At 63.1% G+C, this 25,731-nt stretch carries 22 protein-coding genes; 12 read left to right on the top strand and 10 right to left on the bottom strand.

Annotated elements, in window-relative coordinates; translation table 11 throughout:
- Positions 1-37 precede the first annotated feature (37 nt).
- The 3 genes from sufD to EWU68_RS03050 are packed head-to-tail and all read left to right on the top strand — an operon-like array spanning position 38 to position 2,413.
- Positions 38-1,264 (top strand): Fe-S cluster assembly protein SufD, encoded by a 1,227-nt coding sequence (gene sufD / locus EWU68_RS03040; RefSeq protein WP_129314522.1) that lies wholly within the window; start codon positions 38-40, stop codon positions 1,262-1,264.
- A 46-nt stretch (positions 1,265-1,310) separates the two neighbouring features.
- Positions 1,311-2,075: a Fe-S cluster assembly ATPase SufC gene (sufC, locus tag EWU68_RS03045; protein WP_129314351.1), complete on the top strand. Its 765-nt coding sequence runs from the start codon at positions 1,311-1,313 to the stop codon at positions 2,073-2,075.
- Positions 2,072-2,413 (top strand): metal-sulfur cluster assembly factor, encoded by a 342-nt coding sequence (locus tag EWU68_RS03050; protein WP_129314352.1) that lies wholly within the window; start codon positions 2,072-2,074, stop codon positions 2,411-2,413. The genes sufC and EWU68_RS03050 overlap by 4 nt, the downstream gene beginning before the upstream one ends.
- A gap of 75 nt (positions 2,414-2,488) precedes the next feature.
- Here EWU68_RS03050 and EWU68_RS03055 read toward each other — a convergent pair whose 3' ends face one another.
- Entirely contained in the window at positions 2,489-4,441 is a 1,953-nt protein-coding gene (locus EWU68_RS03055) for a PhoX family protein (RefSeq protein WP_238692272.1), read from the bottom strand.
- Positions 4,442-4,870: 429 nt separating this feature from the next.
- Between EWU68_RS03055 and EWU68_RS03060 the strand changes: the two genes are divergently transcribed.
- The gene (locus tag EWU68_RS03060; RefSeq protein ID WP_129314354.1) at positions 4,871-6,469 is read left to right on the top strand and encodes an ABC-F family ATP-binding cassette domain-containing protein; all 1,599 of its coding nucleotides are present in this window, start codon (positions 4,871-4,873) and stop codon (positions 6,467-6,469) included.
- Here the strand turns inward: EWU68_RS03060 and EWU68_RS03065 are convergent.
- From EWU68_RS03065 to EWU68_RS03075, 3 genes are read right to left on the bottom strand one after another with little or no spacing between them, the layout of a single operon-like run.
- On the bottom strand, positions 6,456-7,460 hold the full coding sequence (locus EWU68_RS03065; RefSeq protein ID WP_238692273.1) for an SURF1 family cytochrome oxidase biogenesis protein: 1,005 nt from the start codon (positions 7,458-7,460) through the stop codon (positions 6,456-6,458). The two genes, EWU68_RS03060 and EWU68_RS03065, sit on opposite strands and share 14 nt — an antisense overlap.
- A 37-nt stretch (positions 7,461-7,497) precedes the next feature.
- Positions 7,498-7,734: an acetone carboxylase gene (locus EWU68_RS03070; protein ID WP_420852865.1), complete on the bottom strand. Its 237-nt coding sequence runs from the start codon at positions 7,732-7,734 to the stop codon at positions 7,498-7,500.
- A 40-nt stretch (positions 7,735-7,774) separates the two neighbouring features.
- Positions 7,775-8,278: a DUF3099 domain-containing protein gene (locus tag EWU68_RS03075; protein WP_129314355.1), complete on the bottom strand. Its 504-nt coding sequence runs from the start codon at positions 8,276-8,278 to the stop codon at positions 7,775-7,777.
- A gap of 204 nt (positions 8,279-8,482) precedes the next feature.
- On the opposite strand from EWU68_RS03075, the gene EWU68_RS03080 reads away from it, so the two are divergent.
- Both EWU68_RS03080 and EWU68_RS03085 read left to right on the top strand, forming a co-directional pair.
- Positions 8,483-9,229 (top strand): beta-ketoacyl-ACP reductase, encoded by a 747-nt coding sequence (locus tag EWU68_RS03080; RefSeq protein ID WP_129314356.1) that lies wholly within the window; start codon positions 8,483-8,485, stop codon positions 9,227-9,229.
- Positions 9,230-9,312: 83 nt separating this feature from the next.
- Positions 9,313-10,056: an SDR family oxidoreductase gene (locus tag EWU68_RS03085; RefSeq protein WP_129314357.1), complete on the top strand. Its 744-nt coding sequence runs from the start codon at positions 9,313-9,315 to the stop codon at positions 10,054-10,056.
- An 86-nt stretch (positions 10,057-10,142) separates the two neighbouring features.
- On the opposite strand, the gene serB is transcribed toward EWU68_RS03085, so the two are convergent.
- Positions 10,143-11,090, bottom strand: coding sequence for a phosphoserine phosphatase SerB (serB, locus tag EWU68_RS03090; protein WP_129314358.1), 948 nt, complete (start codon positions 11,088-11,090; stop codon positions 10,143-10,145).
- A 110-nt stretch (positions 11,091-11,200) separates the two neighbouring features.
- Between serB and EWU68_RS03095 the strand changes: the two genes are divergently transcribed.
- From EWU68_RS03095 to EWU68_RS03115, 5 genes are all read left to right on the top strand, one after another.
- Positions 11,201-11,995, top strand: coding sequence for an ABC transporter ATP-binding protein (locus EWU68_RS03095; protein ID WP_129314359.1), 795 nt, complete (start codon positions 11,201-11,203; stop codon positions 11,993-11,995).
- Positions 11,992-12,774, top strand: coding sequence for a sulfite exporter TauE/SafE family protein (locus tag EWU68_RS03100; protein WP_129314360.1), 783 nt, complete (start codon positions 11,992-11,994; stop codon positions 12,772-12,774). The genes EWU68_RS03095 and EWU68_RS03100 overlap by 4 nt, the downstream gene beginning before the upstream one ends.
- Before the next feature lie 29 nt (positions 12,775-12,803).
- On the top strand, positions 12,804-13,703 hold the full coding sequence (locus EWU68_RS03105) for a TrmH family RNA methyltransferase (RefSeq protein ID WP_129314525.1): 900 nt from the start codon (positions 12,804-12,806) through the stop codon (positions 13,701-13,703).
- Positions 13,704-13,901: 198 nt separating this feature from the next.
- Positions 13,902-14,162, top strand: coding sequence for a type B 50S ribosomal protein L31 (locus tag EWU68_RS03110; protein WP_129314361.1), 261 nt, complete (start codon positions 13,902-13,904; stop codon positions 14,160-14,162).
- A gap of 122 nt (positions 14,163-14,284) precedes the next feature.
- Positions 14,285-15,310 carry an LCP family protein gene (locus EWU68_RS03115; protein WP_129314362.1) on the top strand — a complete coding sequence of 342 codons (1,026 nt, stop codon included), beginning with the start codon at positions 14,285-14,287 and terminating at the stop codon, positions 15,308-15,310.
- 10 nt (positions 15,311-15,320) lie between these two features.
- Here the strand turns inward: EWU68_RS03115 and EWU68_RS03120 are convergent, their stop codons facing one another.
- The 5 genes from EWU68_RS03120 to EWU68_RS03140 form a co-directional block, all read right to left on the bottom strand.
- On the bottom strand, positions 15,321-17,012 hold the full coding sequence (locus EWU68_RS03120; RefSeq protein ID WP_129314363.1) for an ABC1 kinase family protein: 1,692 nt from the start codon (positions 17,010-17,012) through the stop codon (positions 15,321-15,323).
- Between the two features lie 9 nt (positions 17,013-17,021).
- A complete protein-coding gene (locus tag EWU68_RS03125; protein WP_156265290.1) occupies positions 17,022-18,473 on the bottom strand; it encodes a hypothetical protein in 1,452 nt (483 codons plus the stop codon).
- A 157-nt stretch (positions 18,474-18,630) separates the two neighbouring features.
- Complete coding sequence (gene pepN, locus EWU68_RS03130; protein ID WP_238692274.1) at positions 18,631-21,258, bottom strand: aminopeptidase N; 2,628 nt, start codon at positions 21,256-21,258, stop codon at positions 18,631-18,633.
- Positions 21,259-21,334: 76 nt separating this feature from the next.
- Positions 21,335-23,506 carry an acyl-CoA dehydrogenase family protein gene (locus tag EWU68_RS03135; protein ID WP_129314364.1) on the bottom strand — a complete coding sequence of 724 codons (2,172 nt, stop codon included), beginning with the start codon at positions 23,504-23,506 and terminating at the stop codon, positions 21,335-21,337.
- A 61-nt stretch (positions 23,507-23,567) separates the two neighbouring features.
- Entirely contained in the window at positions 23,568-24,269 is a 702-nt protein-coding gene (locus EWU68_RS03140) for a TetR/AcrR family transcriptional regulator (RefSeq protein WP_162421347.1), read from the bottom strand.
- 135 nt (positions 24,270-24,404) lie between these two features.
- On the opposite strand from EWU68_RS03140, the gene EWU68_RS03145 reads away from it, so the two are divergent.
- Positions 24,405-25,709 (top strand): acetyl-CoA C-acetyltransferase, encoded by a 1,305-nt coding sequence (locus tag EWU68_RS03145; RefSeq protein ID WP_129314366.1) that lies wholly within the window; start codon positions 24,405-24,407, stop codon positions 25,707-25,709.
- Positions 25,710-25,731 lie beyond the last annotated feature (22 nt).

Below are 25,731 nucleotides of genomic sequence, written 5' to 3' on the forward strand. Positions count from 1 at the left end.
AGTCCACGTTGGTGAGGCTCGCCCGGCAATCCCGGGAATGGACCAGGAGGGTGAGAAGCTATCCCCGGATCTGGCCACGGATGACACCATTGGGGCCAGAAAGTCCGCGAATGCGGGTGAGAACGGATCGCAGGTCATGCACTCCCGCGCCGAGCGGCCCTGGAGTTTCGACGTTGCCGACTTCTCCGTGCCGAACGGGCGTGAGGAAGAATGGCGTTTCACCCCGATCAAGAAGCTCGCCCCGCTGTTCGAGGACGCTGCGACCGATGAGGTCGAGGGTGGCCCGGCCGTCGAAGTGAGTTTCGACGGACCGGAGTCGTGGTTGTCGGGCGAGCTCGCCTCGGGCCAGGCCCCCAGGGACACCGTGCTTCGCCCGGCCGACCGCGCAGCGGTCGTGGGATCGGCCAACGCGCCCCAGGCCACCTACGTCCGGATTCCCGAGAATGCGGAGCACGAAGCTCCCGTCGCGGTCCGGATCGAGGGCAAGTCGGCCTCAGCCAGGTCCAACAGTCATGTGGTCATCGAGGCGGGCGAGAACTCGCACAGCACCTTGGTCATCGAGCACACCGGGTCGGCGATCCACAACGGCAACGTCGAGATCATCGTCGGACAGGGAGCCACGCTCACCGTGATTTCCTTGCAGCGTTGGCAGGATGACACGCTCCACGTGGGTCAGCACGATGCCGAGGTCGGCAAGGACGCGCACTACAAGCACATCAGTGTGACGCTCGGCGGCGACGTCGTCCGCCTGAATTCGAACGTGAGGTTCAGCGACGAGGGCGGCAATGCGCAGCTGTTCGGACTGTACTTCGCCGACGCAGGCCAGCACCTCGAGCACCGCTCCTTCGTGGACCACAATGCTCCCCGCAACACGTCCAACGTGCTGTACAAGGGTGCATTGCAGGGGGAGAAGGCCCACACGGTGTGGGTTGGCGACGTCCTGATCCAGAAGGCCGCCGAAGGCACGGACAGCTACGAGAAGAATCAGAACCTGGTGCTGACCGACGGCGCCCGTGCGGATTCGGTGCCCAACCTCGAAATCGAGACCGGCATCATCGAGGGTGCGGGGCACGCCTCGACCACCGGCCAGCTCGACGACGAGCACCTCTGGTACCTCATGGCTCGCGGCATTCCCGAGAAGCAGGCCCGACGCCTGGTCGTGCGCGGCTTCCTCTACGAGATCATCCAGCAGATCGGCGATGCCGACCTCGAGGACTCCCTGATGGAGGCCCTGGAGGACGAGCTGGCGATCAGCAACAACTAAAGCCCGTCCGGCACTCGAAGAACTTCACAACTTTCAGAGGAGAACAATGTCCACTCTTGAGATCAAGGATCTGCACGTATCCGTCATCCTCGATGATGAGAACACCAAGCCGATCCTCAAGGGCGTCAACCTGACCATCAAGTCGGGCGAGATCCACGCGATCATGGGCCCGAACGGTTCCGGCAAGTCCACCCTGGCCTCGACCATCGCCGGTCACCCGAAGTACACGGTCGATTCCGGCGAGATCCTGCTCGATGGCGAGGACGTGACCGCGATGTCGGTCGACGAGCGTGCTCGTGCGGGTCTCTTCCTGGCCATGCAGTACCCGGTCGAGATCCCCGGGGTCACGATGTCCAACTTCCTGCGTTCCGCGAAGACGGCCGTGTCCGGTGAGGCCCCGGCCCTGCGCACCTGGACCAAGGACGTCAAGGGCGCGATGAACCAGCTGAAGATCGATCCCGACTTCGTCTCGCGCAACGTCAACGAGGGATTCTCCGGCGGCGAGAAGAAGCGTCACGAGATTCTTCAGCTCGAACTCCTGCAGCCGAAGTTCGGAATCCTCGACGAAACCGACTCCGGCCTGGACATCGACGCCCTGCAGGTGGTCTCCGAGGGCGTCAACCGCGCCCACGAGGCCAATGACCTCGGCGTCATGCTGATCACCCACTACACGCGCATCCTGCGCTACATCAAGCCCGATTTCGTCCACGTCTTCGTCGACGGACACGTCGCGGACCAGGGCGGTCCCGAACTGGCCGAACGTCTTGAAGAGGAGGGCTACGTCGGTTACCTCCAAGGAGCCAAGGCATGAGTGAAACCGCAACCGAAGCACCCGAGGGCCAGCCCGGTCGTCAGGAAATCGAGGACGCTCTCGCGAATGTGATCGACCCCGAGCTCGGCGTCAACATCGTCGACCTCGGCCTGTTGTACGGCACGCGATGGGACGACGAGGGCGGTCTGATCATGGACATGACCCTGACGACGGCCGCATGCCCGCTCCAGGACGTCATCGAGGAACAGGTGGCTCAGAACCTCGAGCCGCTCGTGGACGAATGGCACGTCAACTGGGTTTGGATGCCGCCGTGGGGTCCCGAGCGCATCACGGAGGAAGGGCGCGACCAAATGCGCGCCCTCGGCTTCAACATCTGACGGATCTGTCCCAGACAGAACGGAAGGCCCGGTTCCCGCACACCATCATGTGCGGGAACCGGGCCTCTGCCGTGATCAGGCCCCGATCGGGCCGTAGTCCTTCTTCCAGACGACCGCCGTGGACGGACGAGCAGTCGAGGTGCCTCCATCGGGCCAGTGGGACGTCGTGGACTCCACCGTCGCCTCCTCATCCTCACCGGGGTGCTGCACATTGACCAGGACCCGTTTTTCTCGCACGACCGGTCCGCAGGTTTCGGCTCCTTTCGGCACCGTCAGGAATTGTTTGGTCAGTCCGCGCGTGGGTGTCTCCAACGAGACCGCGAACAAGCCGTCGTTGGACTTCAACGCATTGCCGTCCGTCGAAATCCACAGATTGCCGTGCTCGTCGAAGGCGACATTGTCCGGGCAGGAGATGGGGGAGACGGAGGACTTGTCGAAACCGCCGAAGTAGGTTTCGGCGTCGTCCGGATCGCCACAGACCAGCAGCAGGTTCCAGCCGAAGGAAGTGCCGGTGTGGTCATCATCCATCTCGAGGACCATACCGTTCTTGTTCTCCTTGATGGGAGCGTATTCGGCCGTCGGGGCGTCATCCTTGCCCGGCCGGTTGGCGCCTCGATAGGAATTGTTGGTCAAGGCCGCGTAGACCTTGCCGGTTTTCGGGCTGGGCTGGACGTCTTCCGGTCGGTCCATCTTGGTCGCTCCTGCCTGGTCCGCGGCAAAACGTGTGAACACCAGAACCTCTTCGCCGGTCATGCCTTCCACGTGGGAGGTGACGGCGCCGTCGGCGGTGCACGTCGCCAACTCGAGCCATTGGCCGGTGCCGTCGAACGCGCCGTCCTCGGGCAGCGTGCCCTCGGTGAAGTCCGCCGAATTCCCCTCGAAACGGGCGACGTACAGCGTGCCCTCGTCGAGGACCTTCATGTTCTGCTTCCTGGCCTCTTCCGAGGCGCCCTGTGCGATCTTCCGCGCGCTGACGAACTTGTACAGGTACTCGAACCGCGTGTCGTCACCCGAGTAGGCGACCACGGAACCATCGTCCGTCACGTGAATGGCGGCGGCCTCGTGCTTGAAGCGGCCCAGGGCGGTGTGCTTGACCGGGGTCGACGTGGGATCCCAGGGATCCACCTCGATGATGTAATTGAAGCGGTAAGGCTCCTGGGGTTCCTTGCGAATGTCGAACCGGTCGTCGAAGTTTTCCCAGCGCCGCGCGGTCACGGAGTCTTCCATGCCGTATCGCTTGTAACGACTCCTCGCCGTTTCGTCCCGAGCTTCCGCGCCACCGGCGAAGTACTGGTCCACGTTTTCTTCGCCGGAAAGGATTGTTCCCCAAGGGGTGAGGCTGCCGGAGCAATTGTTCAGGGTTCCCCGGACCTTGGTTCCGGAAGGATCCGACGAGGTCTTCACGAGATCCGATCCTGCGGCGGGACCGACGAGGGCGAATTCCGTGGTCGCCGTGATGCGCCGGTTGTATTTGCCCATGACCGGCCGCAGTCTCCCGTCCCGGTCGTTGCCCTGCACCTCGACGATGCTCAATCCGTGGGATTCCCATTCGGTCCGGACTTGTTGTTCTGTGGGGTTCTCGGGGTCGTATCCGGGAAACATCTGTTGCGGCGTCGTGTACTCGTGGTTGCTGACCAGGAGGAACCTGTTGCGTTGCCCCTCGATCGGCAACAGTTCGGCGAAATCGCAGTTGAATCCGAATTGGCCGGCGGCCGATTCGGGGGACTGGTGGTTGAGGTCCCAGTTCGGCGCACCGGGGACCACTGGGTCGCCCCAGCGAATCACGACGTCGCTCGTGTAACCTTGCGGGACTTTGAGTGCGTCTTCCGTGTTGGGGGCCACCGCCTCGAATCGCAGTCCTGGTGGTGTGGAGGACGACGCGCCGGCGGACGCTCCTCCCGACGCGCCACCGGGCGCGCTTGCCTGGGCGTCCGGACCGCGCGCCGCCAGAACGCTGGCGCCGCCAACGGTTACGGCGGCCGCTCCGAATCCCTTGAGGACGGAACGTCGGTCGAATGTGCGTCTCACAACGTCGCGAAAGTATTCGTTGTCCGATGTGTTCGGGACCGGCTTGGCGCAGGCGTTCCCGCACTTGTAGACGCAGGTGCGATGAGAGCGACCGGACGTGAAGTCCAACAAGTTCAACAGAGTACGGCCTTGAGGGGACAAATTTCCTCCTGTGCGGGATCGTGTGATGCATGGGGTGGTCGAAGCCACGCCTAGAACCTAGGCGTGAGCCGTTACTCGGAGCCGGCCGCGCGGTGAAGGACACGGCAACTCAGGGTTAACGGCACGCGGGTCCGCGCGGAGTTCCTCGTCTCACGTCGGCGGAAGGGTTCGTGATGGCGCGCTGTCCCGTAGTATGGAAAGGATGTGCGTGCTCGTCGTGGCAAATGAGCCGGCGTTCGACGCAAACACTCCTCCTTCCCTGACTTTTCGAAAGGCCCGTTCACTCCATTGATTACCGTTTCCAACCTCGAATTGCGCGTCGGCGCCCGTCTCCTCATGGACGAGGTGAACTTCCGGGTGAACAAGGGCGACAAGATCGGCCTCGTCGGGCGCAACGGTGCCGGCAAGACCACCATGACCAAGGTCTTGGCCGGTCAGGCTCTGCCGGCGGACGGTGAGGTCTCGAGAAGCGGGAGCATCGGGTATCTGCCGCAGGACCCCAAGGTCGAGGACATGGAGCAGACGGCGCAGGACCGCATTTTCTCGGCGCGGGGCTTGGCCGGCGTCGTCGGACGGATGCGTCGGGCCCAGGACCAAATGGCTTCGGAGGACCCGAAGATCCAGGCCAAGGGGATGAAATCCTATGACCGGCTCGAGGCCGAGTTCATCTCCGGCGGCGGCTACGCGGCGGAGTCGGAAGCGGCAACCATCACGCACAACCTCAACCTGCCCGACCGGCTCCTCCAACAACCCCTGCGGACGCTCTCGGGCGGTCAACGGCGGCGCGTCGAGCTGGCCAGGATCCTCTTTTCGGATGCCGACACGATGCTCCTCGACGAACCGACGAACCACCTGGATGCCGACTCCGTCGAGTGGCTGCGCGAGTTCCTGAGGAACTACCAGGGCGGACTTCTGGTCATCAGCCACGACGTCGAACTCATGGAGCTCGTGGTCAACAAGGTCCTCTACTTGGACGCCATGCGCTCCACCGTGGATGTCTACAACATGGACTGGAAGCACTATCAGCAGCAGCGCGAGCAGGACGAGCACCGGCGCAAGCGCGAACGGGCCAATGCCGAGAAGAAGGCCGGCGCGCTCATGGAGCAGGCAAACAAGATGCGGGCCAAGGCGACCAAGGCCGTCGCGGCACAGCAGATGATCAAGCGCGCCGAGCGCCTGATGCGGGAAGTCGAGCCGGAACAGGCCCATGACAAGGTCGCTGCCATCCGGTTCCCGGCACCGACGTCCTGCGGCAAAACGCCGCTGCGAGCGAGCGGTCTGTCGAAGTCCTACGGATCGTTGGAGATTTTCAATGACGTGGACCTGGCCATCGACCGTGGTTCGCGAGTCGTGGTCCTGGGGCTCAACGGCGCCGGAAAGACCACGTTGTTGCGTATGCTTGCGGGCGTGACGGAGCCTGATTCGGGCCAGGTCGAGCCCGGCCACGGGCTCAAGCTCGGGTATTTCGCGCAGGAGCACGACACCTTGGATGCCGACCGGACCGTGTTGGAGAACATGAGAACCGCCGCTCCCGATCTTCAGGACACTCAGGTCAGGACCATTCTAGGGTCCTTCCTCTTCCAAGGCGACGACGTCAGCAAGCCTGCGGGGGTCCTTTCCGGCGGGGAGAAGACCCGTCTGGCCCTGGCAACCCTGGTCGCCTCGAGCGCGAATGTTCTGTTGCTGGACGAGCCCACCAACAACCTGGATCCGGCGAGCCGCGAGGAGATCCTCAACGCGCTGAAGACCTACGAGGGCGCGATCGTGATGGTCTCCCACGATGAGGGCGCCGTGGAAGCATTGTCCCCGGAAAGGGTCCTCATGCTTCCGGACGGAATCGAGGACCACTGGACCAAGGAGTACCAGGACCTGATCACCCTGGCGTAGGGCCTCGCCCGGAGTCTTCCGCGCGTGATGCGCGATCCCGCTCGAGGGCGTCCATGTAGGCGTCCTCGAGTTCTTCGTCGGTGACGTGCTTGCGCTGGCGCGGGGGCTTCGGTCGGACGATCGCCTTCATGTGGGAGGGCATGTCGTCCATCATCTCGATCTGACGCAGCACGATCGCCTCGTCGACGTCGCCGATATAGCGGCCCTGCTCGTCGTAGAACTGCCCGTAATACTGCTCGAGTTCCGCCGCAAGCTGCGCATCGAGACGATCATTGCGGACCTTCTGTCGCGCGCACCACCCGTAGGCCACGTAGACCAGGATCGCGAAAGCGTACCACTGCATGGAGTAGGACAGGTTCGGCCCCGCGTCCTGCTCGGGTTCGCCGAGGGCACTGGGAGACGTCGGGGGAGCCGGATCCTCCGAGGCCATGATCCCGTATCCGGACTCGGCCATCGGATAGGAGAGGTCCTTCGCGAAGTCCTTCAGATTGATCGAGGCGATCTGCCCCTCGGGGGCACCCTTGCCGGTGTCGGCCTCGCCGGCCTGGAGCCGAGCCGTCAGCTGGATCTCGCCCTCGGGCGGGGCAGGAACGTCGGACTTGGGCGCCGCGTTCGAATCTCCGGATCCCACCCAGCCACGGTCGATGAGCACCGTCTGGCCGCTCGTGGTGGTGAAGGGGACCAGGACCTCGAAACCGACGCTGCCGTCATGCGGTCTGTTCCGGACCAGCTTCTGGTCCTCCGGGTGATAGCTGCCCTTCATGGACACCGGGGTCCACTGTTTGCTGGACGTGTAATCGGAAAAATACTTGCCGGCCTGATCGAAAGATTCGGGTTCGGCGTTGTAGTTCTGACTGATGCGGCTGTTTCGGTAGTCCAACGCTTCCTTACGATCCATCTGCCATCCGGCCAAGTAGACGCAGATCAGCGAGAACAGAATGCACAGGATGAACGCGCCGATCCACTTGCCGGACAGAAGGAATTTGTACACGAAAGGTCTTTCTCGTATGGGCTCCGGACGAGCCCGGTCAGTCGTGCGTGTCCTCGAACGGCACGACGTCTTTCAGGAACCCGCGTGCCCTGAGGAAATCCGCCAGCCAATCCCGGTGTTCCTGGCACGCCAGCCATACTTTACGCCGTTCGGGTGTGTGGATCTTGGGATTGTTCCATTCGATGCGGAATGAGGCATCTCTCGTGCAACCCTTGCGCGAGCACATCGGGGTGTCGGGTGCCGCGGATGTTCCCATCAGGTCATCGAGATCCACTCAACGCTCCTTGTTCCTCGAATGATCATGGCGACTGCGGTCAGTGGTGGTGACCGTGGTGTCCGGTCCGAAACTCGCCCTCGATGATTTCGTCCTCATACATGGGGGCGTCCCGCGATCCGGCGTCCGAGTCGGCTGTCCGCGTGTCGTTCTCCGCATGGTCCTGATGCTCCGAATCCTGGGAGTCCTCATGGTCCGACGTCGCGGATGAGCCCTGTTCTTCGTCGTAGTCCTTGCCGGGGATCAGTTCGCGCGGAGTCGCCCCTGGGACGTAGGAAACGTCCTTGACCTCGGCTCGATCATTGCCGTTGGCCAGAACCACGGCCACCCAGGGCAGAACAGCGACGCCGACCACCGCAACCCACCGGATCCACCCGTCGAAGACGACGGCAATGATCAGACAGACAATGCGCAGGCCCATTTGCAGTGCATACCGCTTCATGCGGTGATCGATGCCTTCGCTCTGCGGAGCCTGAGCTTCGGTAATCGTGTGGAGATCCTCGGTCTCTTCCTGAGGGACGTGCTGATGGCCGCGTCGAGGCATGATGGGTCCCTCCTGAAACCGTCGATCGATGGGTCGTTGCAGTTGATTCCATTCTTCCACCCCGGTCAAGGTCGAGCGTGCCCGACCGAGGCATTTTCGGGCGGGCCAGGTGTTCTTGGGGCCCAAGGGGTCTCCGATAGGATGAACCACTGGGAAGACTAGGCCACGTCCAGCTGCTTGGCTGGATCGATCCGGAAGGACAGCATGACAGCAGAGAACACGACGGCGGGTTCCGGGGACGAATTCGTACCCAGGACCGTTCTGGTCACGGGCGGAAATCGGGGCATCGGACGCAGCATCGCAGAGGCATATCGTGAGCAAGGTCACCGGGTATGTGTCACATACCGGTCCGGGGAGGCTCCGGAAGGATTTTTTGCGGTCCAAGCCGATGTGACGGACTCCGCGTCCGTTGACCAGGCCTTCACACAGATCGAGGCCGAGTACGGGCCGGTCGAGATTTTGGTGGCCAACGCAGGCGTCACCCGAGACACCCTTCTGCTGCGCATGAAGGAAGAGGACTTCACCGACGTCGTCGACACGAACCTCACGGGCGCCTACCGCGTGGTCCAGCGAGCCGCCAAAGGGTTCCTGCGCAAAAAGTTCGGGCGCGTGGTTCTCATCTCTTCGATCGTCGGCCTCTACGGCTCCCCGGGCCAGATCAACTACGCCGCGTCCAAGGCAGGCCTCGTCGGGATCGCACGGTCGTTGAGTCGCGAACTGGGTTCCCGCAACATCACGGCCAACGTGGTGGCCCCGGGGTTCATCGACACGGACATGACGGCGGTTCTTCCCGAAGAAACTCAGGCGAAGTACTTGGACGCCATCCCCGCGCACCGCTTCGGCCGACCCGAGGAAGTTGCTCGGGCCGTTCGTTGGGTCACGAGCGACGAGGCCGCCTACATTACCGGCGCCGTGATCCCCGTCGACGGCGGCGTCGGGATGGGTCACTGACCCGAAAAGGTTCACGGCGCAGGTCGCGTCGGACAGCACGAGAAACCGCAACCGAACGCGTTGCGACGAGTCGAAAGGACATCATGGGCACGTTGGACAACAAGTCCGCCATCATTACGGGATCCTCCCGCGGGGTCGGAGCCGATACGGCGAAGATCCTCGCTGGTGAGGGCGCGGGCGTCGTCGTCAACTACCGACAGAAGGCTCCCCGAGCGAACAAGGTAGTCAAGGAGATCGAGGAAGCGGGCGGTCGAGCGGTGGCCGTCGGAGCCGATATCACCCAGCACGGCGACGTACAGAACCTGGTCGATGCCGCGGTCGAGGCCTTCGGCGGTCTCGACATCCTGGTGCTCAACGCGTCCGGCGGAATGGAGACGGATCTGGGGGAGGACTACGCACTCCGCCTGAACCGCGATGCGCAGCTCGATCTGATGCGTACGGCCGCCGAGGTCATGAAGCCCGGTTCTCGTATCGTCTACGTGACCTCGCACCAGGCCCACTTCATCAACGATGTCGAGACGATGCCCGAATACGAGGCCGTCGCGCGATCCAAGAGGGCAGGCGAGGATGCCCTGACGGACGAAATCCCGGCCCTGACCGAGAAGGGCATCGAATTCGTGGTGGTCTCGGGGGACATGATTGAGGGCACCGTGACCGCGACCCTGTTGAACCGTGCACGCCCCGGAACCCTCGACGAACGACGCAGCGAGGCCGGCAAGCTCTACTCCGTGGAGGAGTTCGCCCAAGAGGTGGCCGCGATGGTGACCGCCGACGTCGACACCGGGCACGTGGAACTCGTGGGTGGCGCACGAGGATTCGTGGACTGAACGCTTCCCTCCCAAGGCGCGAAAGGGCGGGCAACCGGGCCTCAACGGCCCGTTGCCCGCCCTTTCGTTGTGCCGGGACTTCTCTTCTACAGGTCCACGAAGTGACGCACGGCATCGAGCCGCGGGATGTTGACTTGGGCGTCAGCCGTGCCGCGGAGGGCGTCCTTGGCGTTGAAGGCCACGCCGAGCCCAGCGGCGTCGAGCATCAAACGGTCATTGGCCCCATCGCCCACGGCGACAATATTCTTGGGTCCGACGCCGTACTCTTTGGCCCACTGTCGCAAAGATGTCTGCTTCACGTGCGCATCGACGACTTGCCCGGTGACCCGGCCGGTGAGCATCCCGTCCGCGACGTCGAGGCGGTTGGCGCGGGCATATTCGAGGTCGAGCTGACGGGCAATGGGTTCGAGTATCTGGATGAAACCGCCGGAAACCACACAGACCGGGAAGTCACGCGCGTGGAAAGCGTCGACCAGGTTCTTCGCTCCCGGTGTCAGAGTCAAAGCGCGGGAGACTTCGCCCAGAACGTCCTCGGGGTGTCCTTCGAGGGTCGACACGCGTTCCCGGAGTGACTCGGCGAAGTCCAACTCGCCTCGCATGGCCCGTTCCGTGACCTCCGCGACGTGTTGCCCGACCCCAGCCCGTTCGGCAAGCTCGTCGATCGCCTCCTGGCACAAGAGCGTCGAATCGGCGTCCAGTATCAGCATGAGCTTGTCGGCGCCGCGTAGGGCGGGATCGACCACGTTGATGTCGTAACCGCTCACGGCTTGGTCCAGGGGATCCGGCCGCAACGTGCGCCGCAACTCCGCGAGATCGTTCTTCCACGCGACGTCGATCAGTACCGCGGTGTAGGCAGGCCCCGCCGCCTGCGGAATCCGTGTGCCGTCGGCTTCGACCTGCTGCACCGAGGGCGAAGTCAGGGACAAGGCATTCAGAATCCTGGCGCCCGAACGCTCCACGAACGAGTACAGAGACCGATGGTCGTCTGTTTGGGGGGACGGTGCGAGGGCCACGACGCGGAAAGTTGTGCTCATGGTGTCCATCCTATGAACCCCTCGCGGCATAAGCCCAGGGCATCCGGTGACGCGCCGGTCGATGCGTCACAGCTGGCTCGAGGGCAGGTCCGTGGCTTAAGGTCGTGAGTATGAGTGCAGTTTTGGAGTTGGTCGACGTCTCCGTCGTCCGAGGCGGGCCGAACAACCGATTGATCGATGGGATCACCTGGACCGTCAATGAGGGCGAGCGCTGGGCCGTTCTCGGTCCGAACGGTGCCGGCAAGTCCACGTTGATGAGCGTCTGCGCCGCCCGACTGCACCCGACCACGGGGATGGTGGATATCCTCGACGAAATCCTGGGGGCCGTTGACGTCTTCGAACTTCGGCCTCGCATCGGTCTGACATCCGGTGCCATCTCCCAGCAGATTCCCCGGAGCGAAACGGTGCGCGACGTCGTCGTGACGGCGGCCTACGGCGTCACCGGTCGGTGGCGTGAAGGCTACGATCAGATGGATCACGAACGGGCGTCCGAACTCTTGGGCCAGTGGGGTGTCGAACACCTGGCCGACCGCACGTTCGGCTCCTTATCCGATGGTGAACGCAAACGCGTGCTGACCGCACGGGCCCTCATGACCGACCCGGAACTGATGATCTTGGACGAGCCCGGGGCCGGGATGGACATTGCTGGCCGCGAGGACCTGGTTTCCCGATTGACGGACTTGGCCAGGGACCCGCAGGCGCCCACAACTATTCTGGTCACTCACCACATCGAGGAGCTTCCCGAGGGCCTGACGCACATGCTGTTGCTCAATCACGGTCGCATCGTGGCCAAAGGGCCCATCGATGAGGTCCTGACCAGCGAGAATCTCTCCACCGCATACGAAATGCCCCTGGAGCTGACCAAGATCGGTGGCCGTTACACGGCCTTTGCCGCGCATTCATGACTCCTCTCGAAATAGGAATCATCCTGGTCGCAGGCCTGTGGGCGGGGGCCATCAACACCATCGTCGGGTCGGGCACACTGGTGACCTTCCCGGTCCTGGTGTCCATGGGAGTTCCGCCGGTCACGGCGACGATTTCCAACGCGATGGGCCTCATTGCCGGCAACTTCACCGGTGCTTGGGGCTATCGCAAGGAGTTGCAGGGTCTGGGCAGGACCCTGTGGAAACTCATTCCTTGTTCTCTCGTCGGTGGGATCATCGGCGCCTACCTGCTGCTTCACCTGCCGGAGTCGGTTTTCGAGGCCATCAGCCCCGTGCTCATCGGGGTCGCTCTGTTGTTCGTGATTTTCCAACCCAAGCTGCAGGCCGCGGTGCGCCGGCGCCAGGAACGTTCGGGCGTGCCCAATAACGACGACCAGAAGCAGCCGATCATCCTGTACGCCCTGGTGTTCTTCGCCGGAGTCTATGGAGGTTACTTCGTTGCGGCCCAAGGTGTCTTGCTGCTGGGGATCCTCGGCGTCTTCCTGATGGCCTCGCTGCAAGGCTCCAACGCGATCAAGACCGTCCTCGTCGCCGCGGTCAACCTCATCGCCGGCATCTCGTACCTGCTCTTCGCCTTCGATCGCATCGATTGGTGGGTCGTCCTTCTGATTGCCATCAGCTCGATGGTCGGGTCCCTGGTCGGCGCCAAGATCGGCCGGCGGATGAAGCCCGTGGCTCTTCGCATCGTGATCGTTGTTCTGGGCCTGGCCGCGATCGTCAAAATGGTGTTCTTCGACTGACGAAGAGCGCAAGTAATCTTGGATCCGTGATGAAGAATCCCCAGTACTCCCCGGCCGATCTGGCCCGCCGCCGGGAACATGTCAGCACGATTCCGAGCGTGGTCCGGGTTTCGGGCGAACAGCTCTCCGCGTCGGACGGGCGTTCCGAAGACCGGGTGCTCAGAGACCTTCGTTTCTATCGAGGTCTGACGGACGTGCGGATGCGCACCTCCCGCGAGTCCGAGTGGGGCGTCTACATCGCTGAGTCATCGAAGGTGGTGCGCCGGGCGCTCGACGCCGGCCATGAGCCGCTGTCCTTCCTGACGTCCGACAAGTGGGCGGCCGATCTCGAGGATGTGCTCCGCTCGCACCCTCACGCGCCCGCGTACGTTGCGGACGACGATGTTCTGGAGGCGCTGACCGGCTTCCACCTGCATCGGGGAGCTCTGGCCGTCATGCGGCGGCCTGAGCCGAAGCCGCTCGAGGAAATATTGGACGGTGCGAGGCGCATCGCGGTCCTGGAGGACATCGTTGACCACACCAACGTGGGCGCCGTGTTCCGTTCCGCCGCCGCACTGGGTGTGGACGCGGTCCTCACCACTCCACGGTGCGCGGACCCCCTGTATCGCCGGTCGATCCGGGTCTCGATGGGCACGGTGTTCCAGGTGCCGTGGACTCGGTTGGGGGACTGGCCCGCCGACCTCCAGGAGCTTCGAAGCCTCGGATTCACGACCGCGGCCCTGGCTCTGACCCCTGACTCGATCACGATCGGTGAGCTCGCGCGGAAAAACCCCGAGAGACTGGCCCTGATTCTGGGCACGGAGGGGGACGGCCTGTCCCGGACCACGATTGACGGAGCGGATGAGGCGGTCATGATCCCCATGGGCCACGGAGTCGACTCCTTGAACGTGGCGGCCGCCTCGGCGGTCGCGTTCTATGCGACCCAGTAGACCAACCGTTTTAACGGCGAGACGCGAGTTACACGGGCTTGGCTCGCGGATTCCTTCTGCCCGAGGGCTCTCCGTGGTAGCGTGGTTTGGTCGTCGGTCCTCGACGGCCGAGTTGCGGCGTCGCAATGACCGGCGTCCGAGCTCATTCATCCCAAGACCCAGGGCCTGGCAAAATCCAGTCCACAGAAGAGGCACATTATGCAGACCGATATCCACCCGGACTACCATCCGGTTCTCTTCCGCGACCTCGCGTCCGGAAAGACCTTCCTGACCCGTTCGACCGCTACCAGCTCCAAGACGGAGACCTGGGAAGACGGCAACGAGTACCCGCTCATCGAGGTCGAGATCTCCTCCGAGTCCCACCCGTTCTACACGGGCAAGCAGCGCATCATGGACTCGGCCGGCCGTGTCGAGCGCTTCAACGCTCGCTTCAAGAACTTCGGCAAGACCAGCAAGTAAGGGTCTGCCACACCGAGAGGTGCCGGGAATCATATTTGATTCCCGGCACCTTTTGTATGCGCTCGGGCTAAAATTCAGAGAAGCCCGAGACAGTATGCCCTACGACCCCACGGAGTCAGCCCATGTCGCTCTCGAACGACCTCATGGACCACGAGGAACAGCCCAGGCCGCGTCGCAGGAAGAAGCGCCGCAAAGGTCTGGTCGCCATGGGGATCGCCGGGTCGCTGCTGCTCGTCGCCGTGATCGCGGTCGGCGCCTACTTCGCCAACCTTGCCCACAACTTCGATGCGGGCACACAGAAGTTCAGCAATGCACTGCCCAACGACGACGATCGTCCGGCGGAAACCGGGGCCTACAACGTTCTGTTGCTCGGTAGCGACTCCCGCAAGGGCGAAAAGGACGAAGCCGATGTGTCCGGCGAACGGGCCGACACCATCATGCTCCTCCACGTTCCCGACGACGGGGGACAGGCCTACATCATCTCGATCATGAGGGACACCTGGGTCGATATCCCGGGTCACGGACAAGCCAAGATCAACGCTGCGTTGGATCTCGGAGGCGTGCCGCTCGAGGTCAGGACCATCGAGAACATGCTCGACACCCGCATCGACAATGTCGCGGGCATCAACTTCGAGGGCTTCAGGGATCTGACCAATGCGCTCGGAGGCGTGACGGTCGACGTCCCGGTCGGATTCACCAATGGTGACGGAGAGACCTTCGAACAAGGTCCTCAGAAGATGGATGGTGATCGAGCGCTCACCTTCGTCAGGGAGAGGTACAGCTTCACGGATGGCGACTACCAGCGTGTCAGGGACCAGCGCGCGTACATGCGCGGGGTGCTGAAGGAAATCGGCAGCCCCCAGACGCTCGCCAACCCGGCCAAGGTCAACGATCTGGTCAAGAAGTTCTCGCCCTTCATGCAGGTCGATGATTCGTTGAGCTCGACGCGTGCCGCCAAAATCGCCATGAAAATGGGGCCCAATGGTCTTCGGAACATGAAAATGATGACCCTCCCCAACTCGGGAACCGGCTGGTCTCCCGACGGCCAATCGATCGTGAACCTCGACCAGGACTCTGTCGACAAGTTGGGCAAGGCCATGAAGGACGGCACCATGGAGGACTACTCCAAGAGCGTCGGCACCGACTGAATCAGTCGATTCAAAGGCTCCGCAGGCGACGACGCCGCCCCGGTCTGCGGAGCCTCAGCCCCGCGGTGCTCAGCAGATACCCACCGAGCAGACCGGCACTTCCTGCGCCTGAACCGATGAGGAGAGACTGCCAGTGCCTGAACCGATCAGGCTGGTAGGAGATCACCTTGGCCGACCCATTGATCACGGCGGCCAGGACCGCGCCGGCCACGAGCCTGTTGCCCACGACCTCGACCCGGTCGATGAGCTCTTCGAGCTCGTCGGCGCGCAAATGCACGTCGAAGCCGCCGTTTTCGATCACGCCCATGATTTTCCGGAAGGAACTGGGCACCTCGACGCCGAACTCCACGGCTTCCCGGGTCAAGGAAGACAATCGTTTCGCCAGGGCATCGAGGGATATCCTGCTCGTCACGAAAGCGGACGCGTAGGGGGAGAGCACGGCGATGAAATCGAATTCAGGATCGATCAATTCGCCGAGTGACTCGGCCGTGGCGATCATGCGAATCAGAAGCGCCGCTTCCGGGGGAAGGCTGAGCTGATGGCGATGCAGCATCGCCATGACGTCCGCGAGCACCTTGCCGATGTTGAGATCATCGAGGCTCTGCCCCGAGTAGTGGCTCAGGAGCCGCGCCATCTCCGGCTCGATTTCCTGGGGCGTGACGTTCCGACCGTGCGAATTCGTCAACCGGACCACGGCCCTGCTGCACTGGCGCGCGTTCTCCGTCGTCAGCCCGATGAAGAGGGGGAGCATGTTGTCCCGGAACTCGTCGTCCAGCTCGCCGCACATGCCGAAATCGATGAGATTGATCGTCCCGTCGGGCCGCACGAAAAGGTTCCCGGGATGAGGATCCGCGTGGAACAAGCCGAATTCGAAGACCATCCTGCACATCGCGCCCGTTGCATTCACCGCGAGCCGATGCCGATCGACCCCGTTGGCCTCCAACTGTTCGACATCGCTGATCTTGATACCGCTGACTCGCTCTTGGGTCAGCATGCTCGAGGTCGTGGCTTCCCAGAAGATCGTGGGGATGTGCAGTTCGGGGTCGTCGTCGAAGTAGGTTGCGAAACGGTCGCAGTAAGTGGCCTCGATCGTGTAGTCGAGTTCTTCCCGAAGCGTGCGGGCGAATTGTCGGCTCAGTTCGACGACGTCGTACTGCTTGGCGATAGGTACATAGCGGCTCAACAACGCAGCGATGTCCGAGATGATGTCGAGATCCTGCTGGACGTCCTCCAGGACCCCTGGCTTCCGGAACTTGATCACGACCTGTTCTCCCCGCAGAACACCCGCGTGGACCTGGCCTATTGACCCGGTGGCCAGTGGCTGCTCATCAATGGACGCGAATTGTTCGAGCATGGCCTCTTCCGGCTGGCCCGAGAGCGCATTGACCAGTTCAGCGAACGGTATCTGGGACGAATCGTCCTGAAGCTTGGCCAACTCACGCGTGTATGCCGGCGGCAGGAGATCCTGGCGCGTTGAGACCAACTGGCCGACCTTGATGAAGGTCGGGCCCAACTCTTCCAGGGCCATGCGCAGATGCTCGGGTTGGGTGTGGCGGGCCTGAGGATCCAACCTCCGGACGCGACGCAACGACCCAGCCAACGGACCGCCCAGCCCCTGGACGAGGAAGCCCAGCCCGTGTTTGACGAAGACCTCGCCGATCTGCATCAGCCGATCGGCACGGGTCCTTGCCCGTTCAAGCATGGAAAACCGTCAGTCCCTGGGGTCGCGGTGTGTCGCGTGGTATTGGTCCTGACCTACGGTTTCGTAACCGTCGTTCTCCTCGAAGGCATACTCGTCGTCTTCGTATGCTTCTGTCCCGGGCTCGTCGACGTCGAATTCTTCGACCTCGTCTTCCGGGAAGCTCTCGGTGTCCTCGGCCAAGTACTCCTCGTCGTCCTCGAAGGATGCGGACCCATGGAGCGACGGATCTTCGTCCGCATCGTCGGTCGAGGAGCCGACGTCGTCCACGTCCTGATCGGCCGGGTCCAGCTCGTCATCGTCGACGTCGTCGTCCGGCTCGTCATAGGTGAAGTCCTCGTCCAGCCGTGCCGGTGTGCGCAAGCGACCGAAATAGAGTCCAGCCAGGCCGAGAACCGCTCCGACGATGATCGCCACGACCCCCAGGCCCGGTTTGAAGAAGACGCACACGATGCCCAAAACCAGGATCAGGGCACCAAGAATTCCGAGGCCGAGCAACGCGCGGGAATCATTGCCCAGCGAGCTCCCCGGACCGCGCATGGCGGTACTGCCGTGCGTGGAGGGATACGCCCGATACGGTTCCTCGCCGGGTCTCGGCGGACGCCGCAGATCCGGATCTTCTTCCGCATCCGACGGCACGAAGGCAGGATCCAGTTCGTAGTAATCCTGCTTCGGCCTGAGCTGGGGCAGGGAGTTCGGCAGATCCAGGTACCAGGACCGAGGGAGGTCCTCCGCCCGAACGGCCTGGACGGTCAAGGACAGTTCGAAGGAACTGCCTCGGATCGTGCCCCATACGGCCGTGAGTTTGTTGTTCTCGAAGGCATACCGAACCACTGGGGCCAGTTGTTCGGACATCTGGGTGCTGAGACGGCCGACGATCCTGCGATCGTGCAGAACGTCCACGGTATCCACTTCGCTGCCATCGGCGAGCTTGTGCCGGTTGGCTTCGAGCGTCAGAATCACTCGTCCCTCACCGGAGACCGGCAGGACGTCGTGGAGGTATTCGGCGTGGTCGTTCTCGTTCAGAACCTTGACGCTCGGGCCCTGGGGGAGCAAGGCGGCCCGAGTGGGCGACGTGTTGATCGGGAACAGGAGTTCGGGCCGGGACACGGAAAGAACGGCCTTGGTCTCGAGACGAACCTGCCCCTTGTCCCGACGGAGGGTGGCCCAGTAGCGGATCGGCGCCACCGGCACATATCCGGAGACGACGATGCGTGCCAGAGGCTTCCAGTATCGCTCCGAGTCCTCCTGGGTCATCCGTGCCACCTTGTGACCATTCACCCAGATCGCGACGCTGTCCGGGGAATGGGGGTTATCGGGTTCGGGCACCAGATGAGCCACCGAGTCCACGACCTGCTCCCGGTCCAGGCGATAGTTCTCGAACAAACGCAGAATCTCGGCGTCGTAATAGTCCTCTGTGACAAGCTCCAGGGATCCACGATCATTGAGCGCGTATTCTGTCACGGCGAAACTCCTCCAACGTCCCTTGGTGCTCGAAGCAACTTGTACAAGAATCTCACAGTTTCCCGCCGTGGCACCGGTATTGGCCCTTGAGAAGCGCATGTCGTGTTGCTCTTGACACGAGACTTCCATATCGGAGTCGCTGTTGTGGGACTTGGGCTCACTCCCAAGTCGATCGGATGCTGGCGGCCCGTCGGGCATCTTGGAGCCTCTCGGTCAGCTCCCGCCGCAGCGCACGAGGGGCATCGCCGTGTTCCGCGAGCCAGGTCTCTGCACCCGCCACGGCGTCGACGTCCTCATCCGGCCCCGGGAACAGGCCATTGATGATCCGCGTGGCCATACCGATCGAGTGCTTCTGCCACACATCCTCCAGGCGAGCGAAGTAATCCTCGGCCAGACCCGTGCGGAGCGACGACGGCCCGATGCGGAATCCGCTGGCGGAGGCCGAGAGGAGGTCATTGGAGAGATCGTCGTCGAAAATGCTGGACCAGGCGCGCCTCTTGTCCTCCGCGTGGGGCTGGGCAGCGCGGGATCTGGCTGCCCCGAGGGCAGCATGCTGGCTGGGCGTGGACCCCAGAGAGGATTCGATGTCTTCTCGGGTCAGGGCACCGTGGGCCGCGAGGGCTGTCCTGGCCGACCAGACCAGTTCGTCGCTCAGACTCAGTCCGTTCCAGCGAGGCTGCTCAGGATTCTTCTCGGCAAAGTCCACCAGTTCCTGTGCGAACCGTTGCAGCCGAACATCATGCCTCGCCAGGATGAGTGCGTGACGGGCGAGGATACTCTGTCTGTCGCTCTCTTCCTCGCAGAGCGGCAATTGCTCGGCGACCGCTGTGGCGAAAGCGCTCAGCGGTTCGTGCCTCGCAGTGGGGGACATGTACACCAGGAGCGCCGTTTCGGCATGGAGGAGCATCGTATCGAGCAACGTTGCGGACTGTTCGGCGCCCAGCCCCTTCTCGACGTGGGCCGTGTAATCGCGCGGGTTGAGCGCTCCGCTCCTGACCATGCTCCACAGGGCGCTGCCGAGAACGGCACGATCGATGGGGGCGGCGAGCGTGTGTCCGTGGAGGAGAGCCGTTCGGAGCTCATCCTCACCGAACGAGGTCAGCGCGTACGTCTTGTCGTCCCGGTTGACCAGCACGATGCCCGACCCGGCTTCTACGGGCGGAACCTCATCCGTCGGCGTCGACATGCCCTCGGGCCCCGAGGGGATCTCGATGGACTGCTCGGCGGTTTCGCGCAGGACGCCGCCCTCGAGTCGGAAGGACGCAATGGTGAGCACGTGAGGGCGGCCGAGTGATTCCGAGACGGAATCGGGAAGCCGCTGTTCCAGGACGTGTGGTTGCGGGGCGTACGTCAGCGTGGTGACGCCGTCGGTCTCCAGCCACGCCCGCGACCATTCACGCAGATCCCGTCCGCACGCTTCCTCGAGGACGTCCAGAAAGTCGGAGAACTCGGCCGTCCCGAACTCGTGGCGGGAGAAGTAGGTGCGGGCGGCGTTCACGAATCGGTCGAAACCGACGAATGCGACCAGTTGCTTGAGGACGGCCGCGCCTTTGGCGTAGGTGATTCCGTCGAAATTCTGTTTCGCCGCCTCGACGTCGGTAATGTCGGCAACCACGGGGTGAGTCGTCGAATAGAGGTCCTGGGTGTAGGCCCAACCCTTCCTGCGGTGCGCGAACGTGACCCAGGATTCCTCGAAACCGCAGGCTCGTTCGGCGGCGAGCGCCCCCATGAATTCGGCAAAGGACTCTTTGAGCCACAGGTCCGACCACCAGCGCATCGTCACGAGGTCGCCGAACCACATGTGCGACATCTCGTGCATGATCACGTTGGCACGTCCCTCGCGTTGGGCCAAGGTCGAACCTCCCGGGAAGAGGTACGCCTCGGTGAAGGTCACCAGCCCCGGGTTCTCCATGGCACCCAGGTTGTATTCGGGAACGAAGGCCTGGTCGTACTTTCCCCACGGATAGGGGTAGTCGAAGAGTTCCTGGAAGAAGTCGAGCCCCTTCGATACCAGGTCGAAGATCGCATCGGATTCCATGTGAACGGCCATCGATGCGCGACAGTACAGGGACATCGTGGTCTGCTCAAAGCGATCGTTGTCGGGCCGGTGGAGCGCGCTGACCGTGTGGTACTGGCCCGCGAGGAGCGTGGTGATGTAGGTCGACATGCGCAGGGTCGGAGCGAAGACTCGTTTGCTGACACCCGGTGTCGCCGGGTCCTCGTGGGTTGAGACGATCTCGGTATTCGACGCGACCGTCCAGTCCTCGGGCGCCGTGATCGAAAAGCGGAACACCGCCTTGAGGTCCGGTTGCTCGAAGGCAGGAAACACCCGTCGACAGTCACTCGGCTCATACTGCGTGTACAGGTAGGTGCGCCCGTCCTCGGGATCGATGAATCGGTGCAGGCCTTCCCCGGATCGGGAATAGAGGGAACGCCCACGAACGGTGAGGGTGTTCGTCGGGGCCAGCCCGGGGAGCCGGATCCTGCTGCCTTCCACGACGTCGGACACGCGCAGTCTGCGCCCGTTCAGCTCAACGGAGTCGACGCTGTGATGGATGTACTCGATGAACGTTTCCGCTTCCGTCGTTTCTTCCGTGTCGGCACGGAAGGTGACGGTCGTCGAGGTAGGAAAGGCCTGCATCGACGGGTCTGCGGCATGGGTGAGGTCGATGTCGACGTCGTACCTGTCGACCTCGAGGAGATCGGAACGGAAGCGGGCTTCTTCGGCAGTCAGATTGTCGTTGCGCACCATCAAAGTATAGGTGGCAAAAGTGTTCTGGGTCATTCGGCCAGGGACGAGGGACACGAAAGCGGGCCGCCTGCGCAGAGACGGCCCGCTCCGTGGTGAGTCAGGGAATCCGTCAGCGCTTCTTCCGCGCCGAACCCTTGTTCGATTTTCCTCGGTTCATCTTCTTGAGCGTCTTCTCATCGATCGGAGCATCCGAGGACGCCCTCAGCTTTCTGTAGTACTCTTCGGCATCGGCCTGGCGCACGGCCTCGATGCCGCTCGAGATCTCCGCACGCAGGTGGGCCTGCTTGTAACCGAAGGCTTCCACGAGTTGCAGCGAATACGGCTCGATCTTGTCCAACAACCTGTTGATGTACTCACCGAGAACACGGCCTCGTTGCGTCGAGACCAGGCCATAGGAGATGTACCAGCCGAGATTCTGCTCGATCAGGGTCAGGCCGAACAGGTCTCGCAGAGACGTCATGACCTCCGCGGTCTTGCCTTCCATCGTGCCGACCGCTTCGGTCATGGCTTCCCATTGCAACAGCTCGGCGTGCGAGCGCGCTGCGTCGATGAGTTTGACCTGCTGGGAGTTGAAGAGCTTGGTTGCGACCTCCGGACGCATCTTCCTCGCCGGGCGCAGGGCATCGGCTGCTTCGGAGATCAGGGTGTGCACCCGGTCGCCCAGGAGATCCCGCTGGATCTTGGGATCCTTGAGAGCTTGCGCCGATTTCTTGCTTCCTCCGGTGTCCTGGATGATCTGTGCGGCCCGGCGGAGCCCGGTCCTGTTGACCGCCAGATCTTCGGCCCGCGAGGACACGTACTTCGTGATCGTCCCGAAATCGAGGCCCGCGAACTCCTTGGAATAGTCTCCGAGCAGACGCTTGGCCACCAGCTGCAAGAGAATATGGTTGTCGCCCTCGAACGTCGCGTAGACATCGAGATCCTGGTACAGGGACGTGAACCGGTTCTTGGTCAGGTACCCCGATCCGCCGCACGCCTCGCGGCACACTTGGAGGGTCTCCAGAGCATTCCACGTGGACATGGGCTTGAGGGCGGCCGCCAGGGTCTCGAGCTCGGCCCGGTTCTCCGGGGTATCCTCCCGGCCGGAGAACACACCGTCGAAGGTTTCGAGCAGATCGTGGTGAGCGAAGGCTTGCGCGTACGTGCGAGCCAGCAACGGCAGGAGCCGGCGCCGATGGAGCTGGTAGCTCATCAGCGTGGCCTCGCTGTCTCCGCCCGAAGAGAACTGGCGCCGTTCATAGGCGTACCTGATGGCGATGCTCAGCCCGATCTTGGCGGCATTGACTGACGATCCGTCCAAGGAAACACGCCCCTGCACCAGGGTGCCGAGGGTCGTGAAGAACCGCCGGCCGGGGGAGTCGATGGGAGAGGTGTAGGTCCCGTCCTCGGAGACCTGTCCGTACCGGTTCAAGAGATTGAACCGCGGAATCCGGACGTGGTCGAAAGCCAGGCGTCCGTTGTCGATTCCGTTGAGGCCGCCCTTGCGGCCATCATCCTCGGAGCTGACCCCGGGGAGGTTGTATCCTTCTTCGTCACGAATCGGTACGTAGAAGGCGTGCACGCCGTGATTCACGCCGCGAGTGATGAGTTGCGCAAAGACGACCGCTGCCACGCCGTCCTGGGCCGCATTGCCCAGATAGTCCTTCCACGCCGCCTTGAATGGAGTATGGATCACGAATTCGTCCGTGTCCGGGTCAAAGGTCGCGGTGGTCCCGACCGAGGCGACGTCGGAGCCGTGACCGATCTCCGTCATGGCAAAGGCTCCCGGCGTCTTCAACGACATGATGTCGGGCAACCACGCCCGATGGTGCTCTTCGGATCCCAGCTGATGAACCGCGGCACCGAACAGGCCCCACTGCACTCCGGCCTTGATCTGCAGCGAGGGGTCCGCGGCCACGAGCTCTTCGAATCCGGCAATGTTTCCGCCGGGGTTCTCCTGGCCACCCACATACTCGGGGTAGGCGCGGTGCACTGCTCCCTGGTCGACCAGAATCTTGAGCTGCTCCAGGACGCGTTTCCTCTGGTCCTGGTACGACGCAGTCTCGTCCTTGTGCAGGGCAGGGTCCTCGATCATGTCCCGAGTCGTCTGGCGAATCTCCTGCCACTTGCCCATGAGCTCATCGTGGATTGCCTCAACGTCGATCCGTTCCGTGCCGTGGGGATCCTGAACCGGACTGATCTCCTCGACCGGTCCTTGGGACGACGGCTCCGGGGAGCCCTTGTGCCGAGGCGCTGATTCGGTCTCCTGTGCCGTAGGCGCAACGTTGTCATTGAGCGGCATGGTTCCTCCTGTGGTCGAAATTCTGAAGTGTATTGGTTCGTGTTGGTTCGATGGCCACGGCTCACGGCCCGTACTGGAGCGGCATGAGTATCCACTGGGTCAGCCGGGACACCACGACTTCCCGCGAGGGACCGTCTCCCTGTGCATTCGCGCGGCTCCACTTCTCCGTCACGGAGTTGACCATCCCGACGACGGCCCTGGCCCAGTAGTCCAGCATGAGCTCGTCGTCCATCGACGTCGCCTCAAAACTGTGGGGGACCGATCGCAGAGACGAGATGAGGAGCGCGGCAATGTGGTCGGCGAAGTGCCCCAACGACGCCGTCGGAGCGTCGTCGTTCGTGGTCCTCGACCATCCGAGTCCTGCTTGAGTGGTCACGAATTCGTGGATCGCCGGCGAGCGCTGGACCATCGTCAGATACACATCGATCATTCGTTCGACGACGTCCTGCGGCGTCGAACCGCTCTTGGCCGCCTGAGCGATCTTCGGTTCGATGCCGGCCAGCAGAAACTCTCCCAGAGCCTGGCTCAGGCCGGCCTTGTCGGTGAAGTACCTGTAGAAGACGGATTTTGAGGTTCCGGAATGCTGTGCGATCTCTTCCATCGAAGCTTGCGGTCCGAGCTTGTGGATGGCCTTCCGAGCCTCGCGCAGGAGTTGACGGCGACGTACTCGGCGGTGCGAGTCCCATCGCGCAACTCGTCCGTCCCGGTTGCTTGCCGGAGACGGCGACCTTTCGCGGTCATCGATGTCCTGTTCGGTGTTCACGATACGCAGAGTATCAGGTACTCTTGTCTTTTGTAACCCCAATCACAAGGGCTGCACGTGTTCGGTCATGACCTGCGGTAAACAAGGGCAGGGGCCTCGAACGGCGGCACGCCCCAACAAAGATCCGGAGGATCCATGTCCCAGGCCTACGTACTCGGCGGCAACCGAATTCCATTCGCACGCTCCAATGGGGCCTATGCGTCCTCGAGCAATCTCGAGATGCTGACCACCGCCTTCGACGGACTGGCTGCCCGTTATGGGCTCGCCGGTCAGCCGTTGGGCGAAGTGGCCGCCGGGGCCGTGCTCAAGCACTCGAAGGATTTCAACCTGACACGTGAGGCGGTGCTGGGCTCGGCCTTCGAGTCCTCGACACCCGCATACGACGTCCAGCAGGCCTGTGCGACCGGGCTCGAAACCGTCTGGGGGCTGAGCAACAAGATCAGACTCGGCCAGATGGACTCGGCCGTTGCCGGCGGCGTCGACTCCGCATCGGACGCACCGATCGTGGTCTCCGAGGGCCTTCGTCGCAGCCTTCTCGAGCTGGCCCGGGCCAAAACGCTCAAGCAGCGCCTGGCCGCGGTCTCGAAGCTGCGCCCCGCGGACATCAAGCCAGCTGCTCCGACCACAGGCGAACCCCGCACCGGGTTGTCGATGGGGGAGCACCAGGCCATCACCACAGCGGCCTGGGAAATCTCGCGGGAGGATCAGGACGAGTTGGCTTTGGCCAGCCACAAGAACCTCGCGGCGGCCTACGAGCGCGGATTCTTCGACGACCTGTTGACGGGATTCCGGGGACTGGGCAAGGACAACAACCTGCGCGCCGACTCGACACTCGAAAAACTGGGCGGGCTGAACCCTGTCTTCGGTCGGAACCTCCCCGAAGAAGCGACGATGACGGCTGGCAACTCGACGCCGCTGACCGACGGCGCATCTGCCGTCCTCCTGGGCAACCGAGAGTGGGCGGACGACCACCAGCTCACTCCGCTCGCCCGCGTGGTCGATGCGCAGACCGCCGCGGTCGACTTCGTCCAGGGTGAAGAAGGTCTGTTGATGGCTCCGGCCTACGCCGTCCCCCGTTTGCTCGAGCGAAACAACCTCGAGTTGAAGGACTTCGACTACTACGAAATCCATGAGGCATTCGCATCGACGGTCCTCTGCCACCTCAAGGCCTGGGAGTCGGAAGAATTCGCTCGCGAGAAGCTGGGCCGACAGACCGCGGTCGGAAGCATCGATCGGAGCAAACTCAACGTCAACGGCTCCTCTCTGGCGGCCGGACACCCCTTCGCCGCCACGGGCGGACGGATTGTGGCCACGCTCGCCAAGCAATTGCACGAATCGGCTCAGGAAACGGGCAAGGCCCAGCGCGGTCTGATCTCCGTCTGTGCCGCGGGCGGACTCGGAGTGACGATGATTCTCGAAGCGGATCAGCCCACCCGGTAGAAGAGCGACCCGAACAGGGAGG

The sequence above is a fragment of the Rothia koreensis genome (assembly GCF_004136575.1).
Classification (GTDB): Bacteria; Actinomycetota; Actinomycetes; order Actinomycetales; family Micrococcaceae; genus Rothia; species Rothia koreensis.